Annotated in this window: 13 protein-coding genes and 4 pseudogenes; 5 read left to right on the top strand and 12 right to left on the bottom strand. The window is 62.1% G+C overall.

Going from position 1 to position 19,462, the window contains the following annotated elements; translation table 11 throughout:
• Nucleotides 1-10: 10 nt before the first annotated feature.
• Nucleotides 11-772, top strand: coding sequence for a transporter substrate-binding domain-containing protein (locus MTX23_RS30680; protein WP_280973839.1), 762 nt, complete (start codon nucleotides 11-13; stop codon nucleotides 770-772).
• A 205-nt stretch (nucleotides 773-977) separates the two neighbouring features.
• Here MTX23_RS30680 and MTX23_RS30675 read toward each other — a convergent pair.
• The 10 genes and pseudogenes from MTX23_RS30675 to MTX23_RS30630 all read right to left on the bottom strand — a co-directional run.
• Nucleotides 978-1,129 (bottom strand): annotated as a pseudogene (locus tag MTX23_RS30675) (N-acetyltransferase); the annotation flags it as partial.
• 29 nt (nucleotides 1,130-1,158) lie between these two features.
• Entirely contained in the window at nucleotides 1,159-2,250 is a 1,092-nt protein-coding gene (ugpC, locus tag MTX23_RS30670; RefSeq protein ID WP_280973837.1) for a sn-glycerol-3-phosphate ABC transporter ATP-binding protein UgpC, read from the bottom strand.
• 25 nt (nucleotides 2,251-2,275) lie between these two features.
• The gene (locus MTX23_RS30665; RefSeq protein ID WP_280973836.1) at nucleotides 2,276-3,127 is read right to left on the bottom strand and encodes a carbohydrate ABC transporter permease; all 852 of its coding nucleotides are present in this window, start codon (nucleotides 3,125-3,127) and stop codon (nucleotides 2,276-2,278) included.
• Complete coding sequence (locus tag MTX23_RS30660; protein ID WP_280973835.1) at nucleotides 3,127-4,068, bottom strand: sugar ABC transporter permease; 942 nt, start codon at nucleotides 4,066-4,068, stop codon at nucleotides 3,127-3,129. Before MTX23_RS30660 ends, MTX23_RS30665 begins: the two co-directional genes overlap by 1 nt.
• A 91-nt stretch (nucleotides 4,069-4,159) precedes the next feature.
• The gene (locus tag MTX23_RS30655; protein ID WP_280973834.1) at nucleotides 4,160-5,494 is read right to left on the bottom strand and encodes an extracellular solute-binding protein; all 1,335 of its coding nucleotides are present in this window, start codon (nucleotides 5,492-5,494) and stop codon (nucleotides 4,160-4,162) included.
• Between the two features lie 457 nt (nucleotides 5,495-5,951).
• Nucleotides 5,952-6,353 carry a hypothetical protein gene (locus MTX23_RS30650; RefSeq protein WP_280973833.1) on the bottom strand — a complete coding sequence of 134 codons (402 nt, stop codon included), beginning with the start codon at nucleotides 6,351-6,353 and terminating at the stop codon, nucleotides 5,952-5,954.
• Nucleotides 6,350-6,850 (bottom strand): annotated as a pseudogene (locus tag MTX23_RS30645) (HupE/UreJ family protein); the annotation flags it as partial. The pseudogene MTX23_RS30645 and the gene MTX23_RS30650, both read right to left, overlap by 4 nt.
• Nucleotides 6,851-6,988: 138 nt before the next feature.
• A pseudogene (locus MTX23_RS30640) lies at nucleotides 6,989-7,528 on the bottom strand (HupE/UreJ family protein); the annotation flags it as partial.
• 56 nt (nucleotides 7,529-7,584) lie between these two features.
• Nucleotides 7,585-8,553 carry a HupE/UreJ family protein gene (locus MTX23_RS30635; RefSeq protein ID WP_280973832.1) on the bottom strand — a complete coding sequence of 323 codons (969 nt, stop codon included), beginning with the start codon at nucleotides 8,551-8,553 and terminating at the stop codon, nucleotides 7,585-7,587.
• A gap of 5 nt (nucleotides 8,554-8,558) precedes the next feature.
• On the bottom strand, nucleotides 8,559-9,455 hold the full coding sequence (locus MTX23_RS30630; protein ID WP_280973831.1) for a peptidylprolyl isomerase: 897 nt from the start codon (nucleotides 9,453-9,455) through the stop codon (nucleotides 8,559-8,561).
• 282 nt (nucleotides 9,456-9,737) lie between these two features.
• Between MTX23_RS30630 and MTX23_RS30625 the strand changes: the two genes are divergently transcribed.
• The 3 genes from MTX23_RS30625 to MTX23_RS30615 all read left to right on the top strand — a co-directional run bounded on the left by MTX23_RS30625 (nucleotide 9,738) and on the right by MTX23_RS30615 (nucleotide 12,920).
• Entirely contained in the window at nucleotides 9,738-11,678 is a 1,941-nt protein-coding gene (locus tag MTX23_RS30625) for a hypothetical protein (RefSeq protein ID WP_280978270.1), read from the top strand.
• Nucleotides 11,679-11,807: 129 nt separating this feature from the next.
• Nucleotides 11,808-12,185: a hypothetical protein gene (locus MTX23_RS30620; protein WP_280973830.1), complete on the top strand. Its 378-nt coding sequence runs from the start codon at nucleotides 11,808-11,810 to the stop codon at nucleotides 12,183-12,185.
• Between the two features lie 111 nt (nucleotides 12,186-12,296).
• Complete coding sequence (locus MTX23_RS30615) at nucleotides 12,297-12,920, top strand: 2OG-Fe(II) oxygenase family protein (RefSeq protein ID WP_280973829.1); 624 nt, start codon at nucleotides 12,297-12,299, stop codon at nucleotides 12,918-12,920.
• 25 nt (nucleotides 12,921-12,945) lie between these two features.
• On the opposite strand, the gene MTX23_RS30610 is transcribed toward MTX23_RS30615, so the two are convergent.
• Nucleotides 12,946-15,096, bottom strand: a complete 2,151-nt coding sequence (locus tag MTX23_RS30610; RefSeq protein ID WP_348637537.1) for a spermidine synthase — start codon at nucleotides 15,094-15,096, stop codon at nucleotides 12,946-12,948.
• A gap of 1,157 nt (nucleotides 15,097-16,253) precedes the next feature.
• Here MTX23_RS30610 and MTX23_RS30605 point away from each other — a divergent pair.
• Nucleotides 16,254-18,277 (top strand): annotated as a pseudogene (locus tag MTX23_RS30605) (TonB-dependent receptor).
• 372 nt (nucleotides 18,278-18,649) lie between these two features.
• On the opposite strand, the gene MTX23_RS30600 reads toward MTX23_RS30605, so the two are convergent.
• The gene (locus MTX23_RS30600) at nucleotides 18,650-19,327 is read right to left on the bottom strand and encodes a metalloregulator ArsR/SmtB family transcription factor (protein ID WP_280973828.1); all 678 of its coding nucleotides are present in this window, start codon (nucleotides 19,325-19,327) and stop codon (nucleotides 18,650-18,652) included.
• Nucleotides 19,328-19,462: the final 135 nt, after the last annotated feature.

Raw genomic sequence — 19,462 nt, 5'->3', positions numbered from 1 at the left:
GGAACCCGTAATGAAGACAGTTCTCTTAGCGTGCGCCATTGTCGGACTGACGACTCCAGTGCACGCACGATCCCTCGACGCCATCCGATCGGCCGGGGTGATCGGCCTGTGTGCGCATCCCAACTCGCTTCCGTTCGCGAGCAAGGCCGGTGATCCTCCCGGGTTTCAGATCGAACTGGGGCAAGCCTTGGCCCGCGAGCTCGGCGTCTCGCTGCGGCCTGACTGGACTATTACGCAATATCAGATGCGCAGCGCGGGCTGCGACATTGTTCTGGATGTCATTGCCGATCCCGAAGCTCAAGGCGAAACCCATCTGAGAATTTCAAAACCCTATTATCACACGGGTGTCGCGCTTGCGGTGCCCGCGTCGAGCAAGCTCACCTCGTTCAAGAGCCTCGACGAGCACACCAAGGTCGGGGTTCAGGTCGGATCGGTCGCCGCCATGATGATCGGTCAGCGGCATGTGCCGACATCGACCTTCGGGTTTGAAGCCGACAGTCTCGAGGCCCTGGCCAACCATGAAATCGATGCCGCGGCGGTCACGCCGACGGTGGCTGGCTACTACAATCTGACGCACCCCGAAAAGGCCGTTCGCATCCTGGGCCTCGCCGAGAGCGAGCCGAACCTTAGCTGGAATGTCGCGGTTGGCATGGTCCGCCCGGATGACAGCCTGCGCGAGGCAATTGATCACGCGTTGGAGCGGCTGCGTGCTGACGGTACAATCGACAAAATCTACAGCCATTATGGCGTGACACTGCAAAAGCCGAGATAGCCTCGCGAGTGTCTGATGTCTCTGCAGAGTGCAGCAATAGGCGGAAGCGGTTAAACGGGAAAACTCACTCTCGAAGTGCCCTCATCGCGGCACTTGCTACTACCGGCATCACGCGGCTTGCTGCTCTCGATGCCGGCTTTGTCGGTCCTGTGAGCACATGCCCTAACCTAGCCCCGTGCCTTGCTCCGATGGGGCCGGCGGGCGTCGACACGCCCTCGAATGCGTCGTCGACGAGCTCGAACACCAGGATGCGGCTGGCGTCGACCGGGCAGGGCATGGTGAGGCGCCCTATCGGTACCGGCTTGAAGCCGAGCGGCTGTAATGGGACTCGTCGGCGACCAGCAGCACCAGGCGGTTACGGCAAACTCGGTCACCGTGAAAAGCTTTCAGATTGCCGCTTGCGACACTCCGTCAAAGAAGTACAGCCGGTCGGGATTCACCGCGAGGCGAAGGCGGTCATGAACTTTCGCTTTGACGGTCGGCTCCACTGCGGCCACCATCGTGTTGGGGCCTACCTTCACGTCCAGGAGAATCTCGGAGCCGAGCTTCTCGATGACCTCGACCACGGAATCGAAGCTAAGGTCCGCCGTGTCGCCGCTAGACGCGACGCGAAGATCCTCCGGCCGAATCCCAAGTGTGACCTTCTCCCCCACATACCGCCGGAGCCGGTCCCCGATCCCCGCCGGCAGCTTGATGCGGATGCCCTCATGGCGAGCCCAGAGGGCACCCTCAGCGTCGGCCATCTCTACCGTGGCGAAATTCATGGCTGGGGAGCCGATGAAGCCTGCGACGAAGCGGTTAGCGGGCTCGTTGTAGAGCTCGAGCGGTTCCCCCACCTGCTGAACGACACCATCCTTCATGACCACAACGCGGTCGCCGAGCGTCATCGCCTCGACCTGATCGTGTGTCACGTAGATCGCGGTGGTGCCGAGGCGGACGTGAATCTTCTTGATCTCCACTCGCATCTGGATGCGCAGCTTGGCGTCGAGGTTCGATAGCGGTTCATCAAACAGGAACACCTGCGGATGCCGTACGATGGCGCGGCCCAAAGCGACGCGCTGCCGCTGGCCGCCGGACAGCTGCCGCGGCTTGCGCTGCAGGTGTTCCTGGATGCCGAGGATTTCGGCGGCAGCCTGCACGCGCTTGGCAATCTCGGTGCGGTCGAACCCCCGCATCTTTAGGCCGAAGGCCATGTTGTCGTAGACGCTCATGTGCGGGTAAAGGGCATAGTTCTGGAACACCATGGCGATGTCCCGATCCATCGGAGGCAGCTCGTTGACAACCCGATCGCCGATCAGGACCTCACCCGAAGTGATCGATTCGAGGCCGGCCACCATACGGAGCGTCGTCGTTTTGCCGCAGCCCGAGGGACCGACGAGAACCACGAATTCCTTGTCATGGATCTCGAGATTCACGTCCTTGACGGCATGGACTCCGTCAAACCTCTTGTTCAAGCTCCGTATGATGACCCGAGCCATGGCTCACCCTTCGGCGGATTTGTGGTTACCCCTTGACGGACCCGGTAATGCCGGCGACGTAATACTCGACGAAGAATGAATAGATCAGCGCCACTGGTACGGAACCAAGAAGGGCACCGGCCATCAGCGAACCCCAGTAGAACACGTCGCCGCGGACGAGCTCCGACGTGATGCCGACGGAGACCGTCTTCTGCTCCGGCGAGGACAGGAAGACGAGCGCATAGATGAACTCGTTCCACGACAGGGTGAAGGCGAAGATTCCGGCCGAGAGGATGCCCGGCACGGCGACCGGGAAGACGATGTAGACCATCGCTTGCCACCGCGTCGCGCCGTCGATGCGTGCGCATTCCTCGAGCTCGCGCGGGATCGCCTTGAAGTAGCCCATCAACAGCCAGGTGCAGAAAGGGATGAGGAAGGTGGGGTATGTAAGAATGAGCGCCCAGGGTGTATCGCCGAGGCGAAAGTTACGGATGATATCGGCGAGCGGAATGAACAGCAGCGTCTGCGGTACGAGATAGGTGATGAAGATGCCGGTGCCGAGGCTGCCGGCGAACGGAAATTTGAGCCGGGAGAGGGCGTAACCCGCGAGGAGCCCGCAGAAAAGCGAGATCGCCGTCGCAAGCACGGAGATGAAGAAGGTGTTCAGCATCCACCTGCTGAACAGCGTCTCATCCAGCAGGTACCGGATATGGTCAAAGGTAGGATGAAGCGTCCAGAAGGGTGTGTAGTTCGGCGCCATCCACGGCCGATAGAGCTCGGCGTCCGGCCGCACCGTCGTCACAACCATCCAATAGAACGGGAAGAGCAGCCCGAGCACGAACAGCGCGAGCGGGAGATTGAAGAAGACCCAACGTCGCCAACGCGCGCCCTCGATCATCAGTGTATCTCCACGCGGCGGATATAGAGGAGCTGCACGACGACGACGACGAGCAGCACCGGAAACATGGCGAGCGATATCGCCGCGCCCTCGCCCAGCAGACCCGTGCCGACGCCGATCTGATAGGCGTACGTGGCGAAGAGCTGCGTGGCGTTGGCCGGTCCGCCGCCGGTTAGCACATAGACGAGCTGGAAATCGGCGAAGGTCTGGATCACCGAGAACAACACAACAACCATGGTGACCGGCAGCAACAGCGGCCAGGTGATGTAGCGGAAGCGCTGCCAAGGTCGCGCTCCATCGATCGCTGCGGCCTCGGCCAGCTCCGGGTTGATGGTCTGCAACCCTGCCAGCAAGCTGATCGCGTAGAACGGAACTCCGCGCCAGATATTGACGATGATCACCGAGATGAGCGCAAGTCCGGGATCACCCAGCCAGTTGATGCGGGTGCGGATGATGCCAAGGTGAAAGAGAGTCCAGTTGATAACGCTGAACGTCGGATCGAACATCCACTTCCACGCAAAGGTCGACAGCACGGTCGGGATGATGAAGGGCAACAGGACGAAGGCGCGGGTTACGGCCTTCCCCCTGAAATGCCGGTTGAGCAGCAGAGCAAGCCACAAGCCCAGAGCCAGCTTAAACACGGTCGTCACCACCGTGTAGACGATGGTGTTCCAGACTGCGATCCTGAAGATGCTGTCGTTCAGCAGTGCCGCGAAATTCTGCAGTCCGACGAAACTGCCGGGTACGCCGACCTTGGCGTCACTCAAGGCAAGCAGCACGCCCTTGACGAAGGGATAAGCCATGAATAGGCCAAGCAGCACCGCCGTCGGCAGCAGTAAGAAGAAGGCGAACCAGCGCTCGTTCTCGAGGACTCGCGTGACGGCGCCGCGCCGCGGCGCGGTAGCATAACGTTTTGCGGCGACGACGGATTCGACGACCATCGAGCACCTCTCCGAACGGTCGGCCGGAGCGCAGCGCCCGCAGGCGGTAGCACCCGGGCGGCAACAAACCTACTGCGCCGAGGCAGATGCTTCAAGCGGCATGGACCCTCGCAACCTCGTCGTGCGCCCATTTCACCGCGTCCTGCGCCGGCATGCCTTGTATCGCCTTGGCAGTCATGTCGACGATGATGTACTTGCTCAGCACCTCGGCTGCCTTCCGGTCGGCCGGTCCGGCATAACCGGGGAAACGCCCGGCCCGCGCTGCTGTCCGGAACGGCAACATCACGGGGTCCTTGTCCCAGAGCTTGTCCTTCTCCCAGATTGTGGTCGCCCCAACTGAATAACCCTGCTGCGAATCGAACCACGGCTGATAGACCGGTTTCGAGGTGATCCAGCGCAGGAACTCCTTGGCGGGCTTTGGGTCCTTCACATACTTCATCAGCATGTTCGACATCGGCAGATGATAGCCGAACTGGCCGGCGGCGCCCTTTGGGAGCGGCGCGTGGAGGATATCCTGAAAAAGCGGCGTGCCGGTTTCGGTAAGGTAGACGTTGGGCTTGCGCTTGGCCTCAATATAGATCGAGGCGCCGTTTAACGTGCTGCTGATCGTGCCTGCGAGGAAGGCCCGGTTATTGCTGCTGTCGTCCCAGGCGAGCCCGCCATCGTCATAGGCGTCCTTCCAGAAGCCGACGGCGAAGTTGACGGAATCGACCGTCTCCTTCGAATTCAGCACCACCGTCTTGCCGTCCGCCTCGACCTCCTTGCCGCCCCATGACCAAAGATAGGGATAGGCATAAGTCGGCGGGTCGCCAAAGCTGTGGCTGACCGCCTGACCGAAGGGCCGCTGCTTCGCCTTGAGCTTCTTGCCGGCCTCGCGGTATTCCTCCCAGGTTTGCGGGAATTTCGGCGCGTCGTAACCGATCTCCGCGAACCAGGACTTGCGGTACGCCAATTGGGCGCCGAGCACACACCACGGCACCGCGATCCATCTCTTGCCGTCATTGGCGACGACGCGCGATGCTTCGTAGAAGCCGCCTTGCGCCTTGCCGATCTCCTCGGCCACGTCGCTCACATCGACGACGCTCTCGGGATAGAGCTGGGCCCAGTTGTTGAGCGCGCAGATCACGTCCGGCCCGTTGCCGGACTGAATTGCCGAGGTGGTGCGCGCCTGGATGTCATTGCCGTTGATCATCTCGATGTTGAGCTTGATGCCAAGCGCCTTCTCGCATTCGGGTGTGATCACTTTGCGCAGCACCTCGTCTGACGCAGGAACGAAATCGTTCCAGCGCAGCCAATGGATCGTCGTCCCTTGTGCGTAGGCCGGCGCTTGCTTCAGGGCGAGAATTGAAGCTATTCCACCGGTCCTTGCCGCGACTGCGCCCCCACCGGAAAGCGCAAGAAGCTTGCGTCGAGTTATGCGGGCCATGATGGTCCTCCCTGTTGTTGGTGAGCCGAGTCCTCCGTTTTCTTAGTCTCACCAACACACTTGGGAGTGGTGGATTTGAAATTCAATGACGGCCCGGGTGACAGTCATTCCTGACGTGCTTGCTGCGCTGCGGGCCGGCCGGCCGTCGTCGAGACTGGCGGGGAGAGCAGCAACTGCAGCGCATCGACGATGCAACTGCGCCGAGCGCACGTTGAGACATCTCCACCGGGGGGATTGGTACTGTTCTTGGGCGATACTAAAGTAGCATTCTGAGGGGCGTGCTTGCCTTCAAACGGCTGCGACGTTGCTCGTCAACGCGATTCTAAGGTCCAGGGTCTTTCGACGCTCAGGGTGAGAGACGTAAAGGCTAACCGCACTGCTGCTCACGACAAGTCGGCGAAGGGCCATTCGAAGTCGATCCAACTGCAGTTCCACGACGATCAGTTTCCCCAAGAACTCAGGGCTCGTGAGAAGATCGAAGGCGCCGCAGCTCTCGATTTTGGCGTCGAATGGACGTGTACACCTTGGGGCCGGCAAGGAGTGGGTGACCAGCGGCGCCCGCCGTGCCGAGGCCGCTTCGCGAACTGAAGCTGTTCATGGTCACCGGGGCATTGCCGCTCAGCGACAGGCGGTCGCCGCTCGACAGCGTCGTACCGCCGGATCCCGGCGCCATCTGGTTGTCGACGCTGTCCAGCGGGCTGGAGGAGGCCCCTCCCAGGAACATGTCGGTCAGAACCCGCGCGATCCGCTGCGCCTCGCCGTACTTCACCCAGTAGACGTGAACCGTGGTGCGGGCGATGTCGTTGCGATCGAGCCGCTTGATCCAGGTCGCCGCGGCGCGTTCGCGACGCGAATTCACGAGGCGAGCGAGAGGCCGGTCATCATCATGCCGACTGCCGCGATCCAGCCTCCGAGGGCCCGGATTGCGATGCCGTGCCATGCCATCGGAGAGCCAGTTTCCCTGAACGTGACGGTCAATGCCATGACAAGCGTGATCACGGCATAGCCGACGCCGGCCAGTCCAGCCGCAAACAGGAGTCGATCGGTCTGCGGCACGAGGTCACCGGCATTTGCCGCTCCACGGGTGACCGCGAGGACGAACGCCATCGTGCACAACAGGAGTGTGGGAATGCGCAACGCAGCCGCGAGCAGCAGCCCGACCAGAAGAGTCATGCAGGCGTTCACGGCAGGGCCTCCCGCAAATGTGCCGAGAACGTGGGCTGAGAGCAGCCCGGTCAACAGACCCACCGGGAAGACCAGGACCAACCAGCGCCCCCTCGCTGCTCCGAGCGACCCGGCCAGCACGCCGAGCGAGATCCACAAGATCAGGTCCTGAAGGTCCGTAAGGGGATGCAGGGCGCCTTCATAGAAATCACCGAGCCGCAACGAGACGATATGCGCGCCCGCCGGCCGCACGCCTGCGAACAGAACTCCGATCGCGATCGAGATCCGCCGGCTTGCAGCGATCATGCGACCGCTCCAAGAGTTTTGGGCGAGGAAATAACCTCCGAGGAGGGCGATGATCGCTCCGAGCCCCTGGATCAGGAACTCACCCGTGCGCCACTGGGTCAATGTTCCGATCGTGATCCCGCAAAAGTGGAGCAGGCCTGTGGCAACGACGAACCCGAGGCCGTAAGCCAAAGGGTTCGCAGAGGTCGGAAGCTCTGCTCCATGTGCGTGGCCGTGAAAGATCGCAAATACCGCAACGATGGCGGCCGCCACCACGAACGGCACGCGCAGCCTGAGAGCAACCGCCGCGCCGAGGACCAGGGCTGACAAGGCGATCACCACTTCCGGCGCCGGCAACGGGATCTTCATGACGCCGAGGACACCGCCAAGCGCCATCACCAAGGGGAATGTGATGGGCAGCACCCAAAGGGCTGGCGCACCAAGCTGCGCGCCCCAAATTCCCACGGCCACCATCGCGATCAGATGGTCCATGCCGGTCAGAGGGTGAAGCAGCCCTTGCGTGAGGCCGCCGCCGACGCCTGACTGCTCATGTGCAAACGCCGGCTGCGCGAGCAGCAGGACCATACTGGCTGCGAGAATCCTGCTGGCGCAACCAATCGACATGGTTCGCAATCGTCTTGTCATGTGATCACCAGAACCCGGACAAGCCGGCCAAAGAACCAGAACATCGAGATCGAGCCTATCCCGTAGGCGGGGAGAGCATCGCCCCAGCGCGGCAACACGGCGTTCAGCCGCCGATGCGCCCACATCAAGGCCAGCACCAGCAGCACGAAAGCGACCTGTCCGATTTCGACGCCGACGTTGAAGAAAAGCAGTGCCGCAGGCAGCAGACGGCGTTCGAGTCCAAGTCCCGCCAGCGCGCCGGCGAAGCCGATGCCATGGACCAGACCAAAAGCGAACGCGACGGCCCAGGGATAGCGCGCGGTCAGGCCGATCTCGCCGCGCTGCTGCTTCACGATCTCGACGCCGACGAACACGATGCTCAGCGCGATGCACGCGTTGAGCGGGGCCTCGGGCAGGCCGATCACGCCGAACGCGGCAAGGGCCAGGGAGACACTGTGCCCGATGGTGAAGGAGCTAATCGTCTTCACCAGCTTCCAGCCGCCGCGTACGATCCAGATCAATCCCAGCACAAAAAGCAGATGGTCCGCTCCGAGAAGGATGTGGTCGATGCCGTAGTTCACATAGGTCTTGGCGAGTTCGAGCCAGGTCTGCCATGTCGGCGCATCGCCGCCCAGCAGCGAAACCGACGGATTGGCGGCTGAAAGCGTATAGCTTTGCGGCTCGCCCTTGATGGGCAGAACCTTGATCAGCACGGCCGACAGGCCGGAGCCGAGATTGGGAATGCTGATCGAGCCAACCAGTCCTTTCTTTCCGCAATTCATCTCCGGCATCTGGAGGAAGCAGTGCGGTGGCACCCGCAAGTCGACGCGATTCGCGCCGATGCCCGGCTCGGCAAGCCAGCGGCCGATGAATGCACCGGGCCGCACCTCTCGGAACTGCAGCACGCCCAGCGAGGCTTCATGCGCCTTGATTTGCGACGGCAGGATGACAGCGGCGAATACGAGCAACCCCCACAGACATCGCATGGCGATCACTCGTAACGCACTTTATAGCTGGCCTTGAGGCGATTGATTGCCTCCCATGCCTGTCGGTTTGTTTCTTCCGAGAGCCAGAGCTTTGTGGCCTGCTCCTTCACGCCTTCGAATTTGGCGAGCGTACCCTCGCGATGGGAATCCAGGCGGACCACGTGCCACCCGTCCTTCGATTGCAGCAGGCTCCATTCTCCTTGCGGCAGTTTCAAGAGTCCGTCGCGGAAGGCTTCGCCGAAGGCAGGAGACAGGCTCGCAACCGGGCGTGCGAGACTCGCTCGCGTCTGATTGCGGATCTCCTCGGATTCGCGCTGCGACAGAATGTCGTCGAGCCACCGTCGCGCGGTCACTTCATCGGCGGCGGGCGTGTAGTAGAGGCCGACCGTCTCGGGCTGGTCGAACCGCTCGTGATTTTTTGCGAACCACCCGCGCAATTGTGCTTCGGTCGGTTGCGCGACGTGGACCTGCTCGAGGAGCAATTCCTTCAATTTGAAGACGATGCGGTCGTGAATCATGTCGTCGCCGCGATCGACGCCGAGCGCCTTCCCCTCACGATAGAGGATCTCGTCCGCGACCCAGTTCTCGATTCTGCTTGCCAGTTCGGCATCGGTGGGGGTGCGCTCCTTGTCCTCGTCGAAACCATCGATGAAGGACTGACGGAGCGCCCGGGTTACCGTGATGGCTTTGTCATCCTTCGCGGGCGGATGCAGAACAGCATCGGCGCCAAAGATCAATGCGCCGAGAATGGCGAAATGCACCAGTGGTTCGCGCTGCAGAAACTGCATGACCGATGACGCAATCGAGCGTGAGGGGCGTGTTGCTGTATCTGCAGAATTTTCTGCACGGCGATCGGTCTGTTGGCTTGGCGATATTGCGAAAGCTTGCGTGGCGTCGGACATCACTGACTTCGACATATCTGTTTCACAAAGCTGTCATCTTGCGATGTTCGCTTGTTGACGGCGGCAGTCTTATGCAACGGGCTGCATGTCTTGTCACCGACCGCGACAAAAAATCGCGAAAAATTCTTTGAGCTAGAAATTCAGCCGAATTCGGTTCGCGACGGCCACTCAAAATAAAACCTTCACCAAACTGTATCCGAGATTTGCTTTGGTCCGGCGCGGACGCGGAGATTGCGCGAGCAGCATCGTCCTCGATATCGATGAAAATTTACTGGGGCTATTATCATGGCATCTACTTCCAAAATCCTGGTGACTGCAGCGGCTGCCTCGCTGGCGCTGACGCAGACGGCTGCGGCTGATCCGAAGCCGAAGGGCAATCCGTATGTCGCGGGCGACATGCACAACCACAACACCTGCGCCGACGGCTCGGTGTCGGCGAAGTACTCCGTCGATCGTTCGGTCGCTTCCGGTGTCGCCGCCAGCGGCGGCCAGAACTTCGATCTCGACTGGTTCACGCTTGGCAACCATGGCGGTTCGGGCAACCGTGACTGCCGCTTCAGCGACAACAGCGCCAATCTTCCGGGCGACACCACTCATACCTGGGATCAGACGCTCGGCCAGACCATTGACGGCGTCACCGTCACCAGCCTCAAGGGCACGCCGAATGGCAACAACATGTGGCGCTGGCAGTCGATCGAGGAAGTCGAATATCGGATGATCGTCGGCCGCACCCACATGTACAGGAAGGTTCTGGTCGAGGGTCTGGAATGGGTCACCCCGGGGCACGAGCATACCGACGTCGCGGTGCTCTCCGGTCAGACCCCGGCCGGCTACAATTCCGGCAACGCCAGCAAGATGGCCGAATTCGAATTTCGTTTCGACCGCAGCGACACCGACGCCATTGGTCCGGTTGATGCAAACAATCAGCAGGTCTGGACCGGCAAGGACAACGTCAACAACTCCGGCGATGCCGGCCATGCCAAGGCGCTTGCGGGCCTCAAGTGGTTGCAGGCGAACCACCCGCGGGATTCGTATGCGATCCCCACCCATACCGAACGGCAGGGGCCATACAGCTCGACCGGCAACAAGGGCTTCAACATCGAGAGCTTCCGCGATTTCAACAACGCGGCTCCGACGGTTGCATTCGGCATCGAATCGCCCGGCCACCTGGCGCAGGGCGGCCTCAACGGCGGTTCTGGCTCTTACGGCTCGGGCGCGGTCGGTGGCGGCACGTACGGCATGGCCGGCGTCTACACCGCCAAGGTCGGTGGCCTGTGGGACGGTATGCTCGGTGAAGGCCGCAACTTCTTTAATTTCGTCAGCTCCGACTGGCACGAGCGTGGCGTGTATGGTGCTCGTGACGCATCCACGTCGTCGGACTTCATGCCCGGCGAATACACCAAGCTCTACGTTCCGAACACCGACAACTTCTCGTCGCAGTCGATCATCGACGGCATGCGTTCGGGCAACTCGTATTCCGTCAACGGCGACATTATCGGACCGGATATGGTGTTCCGCGCCAAGGCTCCGCGTGACGGCGGCTGGAAGACGATGGGCGAAACCATGGTCGTGAGGCCAGGCGACAAGATCCAGGTCGAGATGGAGATGACCGTTCCGGCCAGGAACAACAGTCCGTACAGCTTCAACAACCCGCTGCTTGCTCAGGTCGGCATAAGCCAGCCGCTGAACAAGCCGTCACTCGACCACGTCGATCTGATCACCGGTCAGATCACCGGTCCGATCGATCCGACCAACCCGCTCTATAAGGGGCCGCAGCCGAATGCTGCGGGTGTTGCCGGCGCGGCGATCGTGTACAACACCACCACGGCCATCTCGCAGCAGTTTTCTGCCACGCAGATGCACAGTGAAAAGCAGAAGGACGGCTCGACCCGGCTGCGCTTCACGACCACGTTCGTGGCGGGCAACACGCCGTTCTACATTCGTGCTCGCGGAACGAACATTCCGCCCGCGACGCCGAACGTCACCGACAGCGCCGGCAATGCGCTGCTCGACTCCAACAACGCCAAGGTGGACTGCTCCGACGCGGCCTGCCCGGCGCACATGGAGGCCGTCAACGGCGTGAAGAAGGTGACCCACGACGTTCAGGCCTACTCGAACCTCTGGTTCTACGCCAATCCGATCTTTGTCCGGCCGGAAGGTTCTCCGAAGCTGCTCGTTGAAAAGAACGCGGAGCTCGCCCAGAAACTTGCCAGCAAGAACTAAGCTCCAACTGAAGCTATCGCTGGCGGGGCACGTTGTGCCCCGCCAGCTTCTTGTCCGGAGACAGGTGACGGGACTTTTGCCATGCGCCTTCCGGCCATCAGGACTATGGATCGACCTATGTTGTGCCGGATGAATATGTTCGCGCTCTGTTTTGCCGCCTACCTGGCGTGGGGCGCTGCGCCGGCGGGCATCGCTCGGGCTGTTGCTGCCGGCTCCGAACCCACCAGCGAAGAATGTCATGCAAAGGTGGAGGAGGCGCGTGCGCTGGCGGAGACTTTGCCCGTGCAGCATATGTCCCGGTATTTTGCCGAGCGATATTTGGAGCGGTCGCTGGCCGAAGACGGCAATGGTGAGTTCGACGAATGCATGGAGTTTGCCGAGAGCGCGATCCTGGAAGTCCGGGAGTTGCGTCACGACTATCCCTTGGGAACGAAGCTGAATGTGCTTGGCCCCAACGAGTACCCCACCGAGGTTGGTAGCAAGTTTCAATCAGGTCGGGGCAACTGAAGTATTTTCCTTGTGAGAATGTGCACTTGCGGGCGGGTGCGTCATCTCAATGTCATTCTCACCCGCTTTATCGTCCACTCACATTTTCAGTACCGGCGTGGGCTTTGAAATATGGACCAGATCGAGGGGCTTTTTCCGATTCCCGTGATGCGTTCGCCGGGACTTCTTCCTCAGGAACTGATCGACGCGGCGGCTTTGGTCATCCGCAGCGCCAAGATCGAAACCAATCTGCGTTCGGGACAGCTCTTCCACACCCAGGTTGCCGATCCGCGCGAAAACAATCTGTTTCAGGAAATCGCCGATCGGACGATCCCCAAGCTCATCGATTTTGGAGAATTGCTGTTCGGCGAGAGGCTGGCATGGTCGGTCAAGGAGATGTGGACCAACATGCTCGAGACAGGGGGAAACCAGACGCTGCATTCCCACGCGAACAGTTTCATTTCGGGTATTCTCTATCTGACGCCTTCGCATCCTGCAAGCAACACGGTGTTCGTGCGGCCTCCGGGCGGTTTTGAATTTTCCTTCCGCCATCACACGCGCAGCGCGACGATCGGGCCTTACAACGCGGGCAAGTACAAGCTGCCTGAAATCGAACCGGGCGATCTGGTTCTTTTTCCGAGCTACCTCTATCACGAGGTGCCGACGAACCAAGGCGAGCAGCGGATGACGATCGCCTTCAACGCAATCCCCAACCAGCTTGATTGCTGGGGTTACCGGATCACCTTTGCGCCTTAGGTGGCCCTGTCGGGCGTGGCATCCGCTACTCGCCAAATGCGCGGGTGAGCAGCTCCTTGGCATCCGTGCGCGACGGCGCCGCATCGTTGATCGCGCGCAGAAGGCGTGCAGCAGCCGCGCGATCGGATGCTATCAAGGATTTCGCCATGCCCATCAGAGGCCCGTAAGCGGGTTCGAACTCGGCACTGAGGCGAACCGAATCCAGTAGTCCTGGAGCCGCGGCGGCGATCAGCGCGGAACCGCGAGGATCACCCGGCAGGGCCGCACCGGCCTCAAGAAAGCGATTTCGCGCCTGCCAGTAAGCGGTCAGTCGACCGCTCCAAATTTCGCGCTCCGGTGGAGCCAGCAATTCGGCCGGCTCGGGCCGAATTGCGCGGACGACGGAAAGCAGCAGCGACCATGGCGGCGCCGACAGTGCGAGCACATTTCGCCGTGCATCGAATGCCACGAAGGGATAGTCGTCGCTGTTGCGCGGGCCCTCTCCGGCAAACGAAGCGAGGGCGTTCCGGCCGCCGAGAAATTGACCAAGCAGGTCAATCGGTGTGTCGAATCCCAGCGGGCCAACAGCCGACCGGATGCGAGGATCGAGCAGCCGTGCTGCGAGCGCGCCCAGATCGAGATGGCCTTCATTGCTCGGACCGATCAAGGCGAGCATTGGCGTGCGGACGCTGTAATGATTGAGCCACGCCGAAGCGTTGGGATAGACCGCAAGAAATCCGCGAATGATCGCGCGGAGGGACGGCAGATCGAGCTGGTATAGTGGTAACCATTGGCAAAAGATACCGCCCGGCGCCAATCGCTCCTTGACGGCTGCGAAATGCTCGACGGTGTAAAGCGCCCCGCTTCCGTCGAGCGCTGGGTGGAAAAGATCGGCGACAATCACGTCGTAACTGTCGGAATCGGCGACCACGAACCGGCGCGCGTCTGCGACGGTCAGCCTAGGCGGTTCACCGGTGACGGCCGGATTGGCAAACCAGGGCAATAGGTCGACGACCTCGCGCGACAGTTCGACCCCCTGGACCTTGAGGTCAGGCATCTGCGTGGCACCAGCCACCGTCGCACCGGTCCCGATACCCAGAAACAACGCCTTACGCGGGCGTTCATGCAGCAGCAGCGGTAGCATGGCTTGCCGATAGTCGGAGCGGACCGAGTTCGTGCCGCCCATGCGGAAGCGGCCGTTGACCTCCAGATAACGAGCGCCGGTTGCATCATCGACGACGCTCGCGGTCGCCATCGACCCTTCCCTGACGGCGAGCAGCTTGGCTCCAGCTGGTACCTTGACGAGGGTTGGCGCAGGCCGAAGCAGCAGGGCGAGAGCGATACATGCGGGGATCGCCGCTTGAAGCACTGCAGCGCGCCTGATCGGCAGCAGGAGCAGGTAACCCAGCACGATCAGGACGAGCGAGGTCCAGGCGCCGAATGCCGGGATCAGAGCTTGAGTTGCCACCAGCGGGGCGATCGCCGCCCCGATGCTGTTGACGCCCACCGCCCAGCCGAGCGACCCTCGCCGATCGCGCACCTGTTGGGCGAGGTGGCCGAACAGGGCACCCATCGCGGTGGCCGGCAACAGGAACAGCACCATCGCAATCGCGAGCTCGCCCGCGATTCCGGCTTCGCCCGCGGTATCGGCGATCCTGGCAATGAAAGGCGTGAAGACGGCGGTGATTAGACAGGCGGCCGCCGTTCCGGCCAATAGCGGAACGAGGCTTTCGCTTCCGGTATGGCGTCCGACTCGCTGCCAGATGAGGCCGCCGGCCGCCGTGCCGAGCAAATAGACCGCTAAGAGACCGGCGAACGTATACACCGTGTCCTGCATGAGCTGTGCGGCAAGCCGGACGACAAGGACCTCGAACGCGATTCCCAACAGGCCAGTGGTGAAGAGCGTGGCGCCGAGCCGCAGGTCGCCGAAACCGAGCCTGATCGGCTTCTCGAATTCGGGCCGGCTGCGATCGCGAGTCCATCCGGTCATGAGGGCGGTCAGTGCGCACAGCCCGTTCAGTCCGGCGAGACAGATCAAGGTCCCGGAGAATCCAAGCGAAGGGATCAGGAGGAAGGAGGAGACAAGTGTTCCGGCCACCGCGCCGGCGGTGTTAGCGCCGTAGACGCCGGCACTGACCTTTGGATTGCGCCGAGCTTCCCGCGTCATGCGTTCCAATGCGGCGAGGGTGCCGCCCATTGCGACGGTTGCGGGTAGCAGCGCGAGCGTCGGCAGTGCAAAGCTGGCGGCCCACAGCAGCACCGGCGGCGGGGCGGTCCCGATCAGAAGGGCCAGCATGCGACCCGCAGCGGGAAGCAGCCAGATTGCCGCCAAGCCCCATGTGCCGACCACCGCTTCGAGGACGGCATAGACGTGTCGAGGTGAGGATGCGCGACGGATCAGGCCGTCGAGGGTGAAGGCGCCGAGCGCAAGCCCGGCAAAAAAGCCGGCAATCGATCCGAGAACCGCCATCATCTCGGTGCCGAGCGCGAGGCTGAGCTGGCGCGTCCACACGATCTCATAACCAAGGCCCGCAAAACCGGACGTCGCGACGATGGCGATGAGCGGCCAACCAGGGACGGTTCGGCCCGCCGGTGCTGTCGGCGTCTCCGTGTCAGTCGCTACGGCGGCGTCGGTTCGTGAACGCATCCTCTCGACATTCAGGGCGGACTGCATGCTTTCGTCCCTGGTTTCAGATCCAAGACAGCCGCAAGGGACCGCCAACCGCGCGCATCTCACGTCCGAGGGGAGACGGTGCAAGCGTGTGGATGAATGTGCTCGCGATCCCAACCCGCCGGGAAATCGGCAAGCGATCACGTCAGAGCACCCGTTCGATCGCAGATTATTTCATTTGTCATGACGGCCATTTGACAAGCCGAGACATTGCCCCTCGGCTTGTCGGTCGGTATGACGTTTAGCGGCTGACATCACACTGTCGCCTGATCGGGTTAAGGGCCCTTCACAGAACAGAACTCCGGACGGGCCGCAGGACCCAAGCCGGTAGACGTGGCGCTCTTGCGAGCGCCGTGAGGGGGCGGCGCGTGTACGGCGTTCGGCGCGAGTTGTCGCTCGCAGCAATGGTGATGCTGGCATTTCAGGTATCGGCTTGGGCGCAGTCACCGCCTGCTCCCGACACGTCGAACACGGATATCATCGGGGCGACCCCACCAACTGTCCTGCCGCCTGTCACGATCGAAGCGTCGAGCAAGCCATCGAGAGCTGCCAGGCCTTCCAGACTCATCGCTGGGACCCACGCGCGACCGACGCAACACAGGACCGCATCCGATCACGAGCCGGCGCCCGTTGCGGTGCCGGGTGCACCTAACGTCGGCTCCGGACCTGTCTCACCGCTGAGCATGGCGAGCCAGATCACCCTATCAGGGCAAGAACTCAACGCGCGTCCGGCGACACGACCGGGCGAGGTGCTTGAGGCCGTGCCAGGACTGATCGTGACCCAGCACTCGGGTGAGGGCAAAGCCACCAGTATTTTTTACGCGGCTACAATCTGGACCACGGAACGGATCTCGCGATCTATGTCGACGACGTCCCCGTCAACATGCGAACGCATGCGCATGGCCAGGGCTACGCCGACCTCAACTGGCTAATCCCGGAGACGATCGGCGCGATGGACGTGCGCAAAGGTCCGTACTTCGCCAATGAGGGGGATTTCGCTTCGGTGGGCAGCGTGCAAATCGGCTTGATGGACCGCACCGCCGGGGGCCTTGCGCAAATGACGGCCGGCAGCTTCGGCTACCGCCGTCTGCTCGGCATGGATTCGGCGAACGTTGGCGACGGATCCCTGCTCGTCGCCGGCGAGATCGGCACCTACAACGGTCCCTGGGACAATCCGGACAACGTCCGCAAGCTGAACGGTCTTGTGCGCTACAGCGAGGGCACGTCGACCGAGGGAATCTCCGTCACCGGAATGGCATACTCCAACGGGTGGAATTCGACCGACCAGGTGCCACAGCGGGCGATCACGAGCGGCACTTTGGACCGATTCGGATCGGAGGATCCCAGCGACGGCGGCAACGCCAATCGATTTGCGCTCTCGGCGCGCGTGGCGCAGAGCGACGATATCGGTGGGTGGAAGGCGAACGCCTATGTCGTGAGGAGCCAGCTCGATCTCTTCAACAACTTCACCTATCTCCTCAGCGATCCCGTGCTTGGCGACCAGTTCCACCAGCATGACGATCGGGTGATGGCAGGCGCCAACGTCGCGCGCACGCTGAACGGCTCCTTCGCAGGACTTCCGATGCAGACCACTATCGGCCTGCAATCGCGCTATGACGCGATCGACCTGGCGCTGACCAACACCTTTCAGCGGGGCTTCCTCTCCAACATCCGTAGCGACAAGGTCGCCGAGGGCAGCGTCGGCGTCTATGCCGAGAACACCGTGCGCTGGACCGATTGGCTGAGGACCACCGTTGGCTGGCGCGGCGACTGTTATGCTGCCGAGGTCACCTCGCTGTTCGACCCCAACAATTCCGGCCGCGTGAACGCGGCGATCGGCAGCCCGAAATTCCGGATGGTGCTGGGTCCCTTCAACCAGACCGAGTTCTTCTTCGGCGCCGGCTACGGCATGCATTCGAACGACGCGCGCGGCGCGACGGCGACAGAAGACCCGAGCGATCCCGCCACAAAGCTCACGCCGTCGCCGCTGCTGGTGCGCACCAAAGGCGCGGAGGTCGGTGTCCGCAGCCGGCTCGTTCCTGGCCTCGACACCTCGCTCAGCGTCTTCATCCTCGACCAGGACTCCGAGATCCTGTTCTCGGGCGATGCCGGCGACACCGAGGCAACCCGCGCCAGCCGCCGCTATGGCTTCGAGTGGACCAACCATTATCGCCCGAAATCCTGGATCGACATCGACGCCGATCTCGCGATGACGCATGCCCGTTTTCGCGGCGACGACAGTGAACAGGCGGCGGTCTACGCCTCGCTCGCAGGCTATCCCGAGGCGCAGATCGGGAACGCGCCGGGCAACGACATCCCGAATGCGCCGGCGATGGTGGCTTCCGCCGGCGTCACGCTCGGCGAGAAGGCCGGATGGTTCGGCGTTGCGCGCTGGCGCTATCTCGCCGCGAGCCCGTTGACGGAAGACAACGCGTTCCGCTCCGCAGCCACGAGTATCGTCAATGCGCGGCTCGGCTACCGGACTGACAATGGCTGGCGCATCCAGCTCGACGTGCTCAATCTCTTCGATACCAAGGCGAACCAGATCACCTACGCCTATGGGTCGCTGCTCAAGACCGACAGGCTCTTCAATCTCTGTAGCGCGAGTGGCGCGCCCGTCGCGGTGTGCCAGAACGGGGTGATGGACTACGTGCTGCATCCGGTCGAGCCGCTGACGTTCCGGCTGACGATGGCGGGCACGTTTTAGCGCAGAACGACCTCGAGGAGATTGTGTCTGCCGTGGTTGATACGGAGTTGCCTCGGGGCGCCGGTAGCCAGCTGCATTCGTCAGCCCGGCCCGCGCTGCGTCGTTGGCAACAAAATCGGCCGGATTACGACCACCGGCTCAGTCACCGAATTCACGATCCGCTCGGACGGTAGCGGACCTCACAGTATCACGACCGGGCCAGACGGCTCGCTGTGGTTCACCGAGTATTATGGGAGCAGGGTAGGGCGCTTAGTGCTTCCTTGATCGGCGGCGACTGGCTGTACTGATTGTGATTTCGGGGTCAGCGTGTCCAAAACGCATTATCATCGCGGAATGCGATCGAGCTGATCCGCAACGAAACGTCTCCCGCCTTCAGTGCTGGGACGCAGCCCGCCTCTCGATAGGAAGGCCAGCGGCCAGCCACTCGGAGAACCCGCCATCGAGACGCCGCACACGGAAACCCAGTGGGCGGAGAATCTCGATGGCGTCGTACGAATAGACACAATATGGACCACGGCAGCAGGCCACAACGTCCTGTCCTTTCGGGACTTCCTTCAGCCGTTGCTTGAGCTCGGATACCGGGATGCTGACTGCCCCGGGAAGATGCCCCGCGGCATATTCTTCTGCGGGACGCACATCGAGTACGACGACCGCGCGCTTACGCAGGCGAGCGCACAGCTCGTCTCGCGAAACCGGCTCAAGGCTGTCGCGGTCGCGATAATACCGCGCAATCACCTGGCTGATCTCGGCGATGTTGCGCTCGGCAACCTGTCGCAGTGTCCTGATTAGCGTGATTACCTCGGGATCGGCCAGGGAATAGATGACCTGCGTTCCGCTCTTACGGCTGGTCACCAGACCGGCGCGCCGCAGTTGCTGCAGGTGCTGGGAAGTGTTGTTGATCGTAAGGTGAGCGGCCTGGGCAAGACGTTCGACGCTGCGCTCACCCTGAATCAGGATGTCGAGCAGTTCCAGACGATGCTCGCTGCCCAACGCGCGCGCCAACAGCGCAAACTGCTCGAAAGCCAAAAGCTTGGGTCTGCGTTCCGCCATCGCCTCTGCCCTTGTATCGCCTCTTTTTTGACTACACTATTCCGGTTATAAATGGAATAATAAGATGTGGGGTGGACGGTCGTGGTGGTGGTGGTGGTGCTGCCATCCGGCCAGGGTGGCGCGCCGCCAAGTGCG

This window comes from Bradyrhizobium sp. ISRA436 (assembly GCF_029910015.1).
Taxonomy (GTDB): Bacteria; Pseudomonadota; Alphaproteobacteria; order Rhizobiales; family Xanthobacteraceae; genus Bradyrhizobium.
This window is presented reverse-complemented; position numbering and strand designations above follow the sequence as displayed.

Coding starts and splice junctions, on each gene's coding strand:
- MTX23_RS30680 (WP_280973839.1), top strand. CDS start 11: ATGAAGACAGTTCTCTTAGCGTGCGCCATTGTCGGACTGACGACTCCA.
- ugpC (WP_280973837.1), bottom strand. CDS start 2,250: ATGGCTCGGGTCATCATACGGAGCTTGAACAAGAGGTTTGACGGAGTC.
- MTX23_RS30665 (WP_280973836.1), bottom strand. CDS start 3,127: ATGATCGAGGGCGCGCGTTGGCGACGTTGGGTCTTCTTCAATCTCCCG.
- MTX23_RS30660 (WP_280973835.1), bottom strand. CDS start 4,068: ATGGTCGTCGAATCCGTCGTCGCCGCAAAACGTTATGCTACCGCGCCG.
- MTX23_RS30655 (WP_280973834.1), bottom strand. CDS start 5,494: ATGGCCCGCATAACTCGACGCAAGCTTCTTGCGCTTTCCGGTGGGGGC.
- MTX23_RS30635 (WP_280973832.1), bottom strand. CDS start 8,553: ATGCGATGTCTGTGGGGGTTGCTCGTATTCGCCGCTGTCATCCTGCCG.
- MTX23_RS30630 (WP_280973831.1), bottom strand. CDS start 9,455: ATGTCCGACGCCACGCAAGCTTTCGCAATATCGCCAAGCCAACAGACC.
- MTX23_RS30620 (WP_280973830.1), top strand. CDS start 11,808: ATGAATATGTTCGCGCTCTGTTTTGCCGCCTACCTGGCGTGGGGCGCT.
- MTX23_RS30615 (WP_280973829.1), top strand. CDS start 12,297: ATGGACCAGATCGAGGGGCTTTTTCCGATTCCCGTGATGCGTTCGCCG.
- MTX23_RS30610 (WP_348637537.1), bottom strand. CDS start 15,096: ATGGGCGGCACCCTCGCCGCATTGGAACGCATGACGCGGGAAGCTCGG.
- MTX23_RS30600 (WP_280973828.1), bottom strand. CDS start 19,327: ATGGCGGAACGCAGACCCAAGCTTTTGGCTTTCGAGCAGTTTGCGCTG.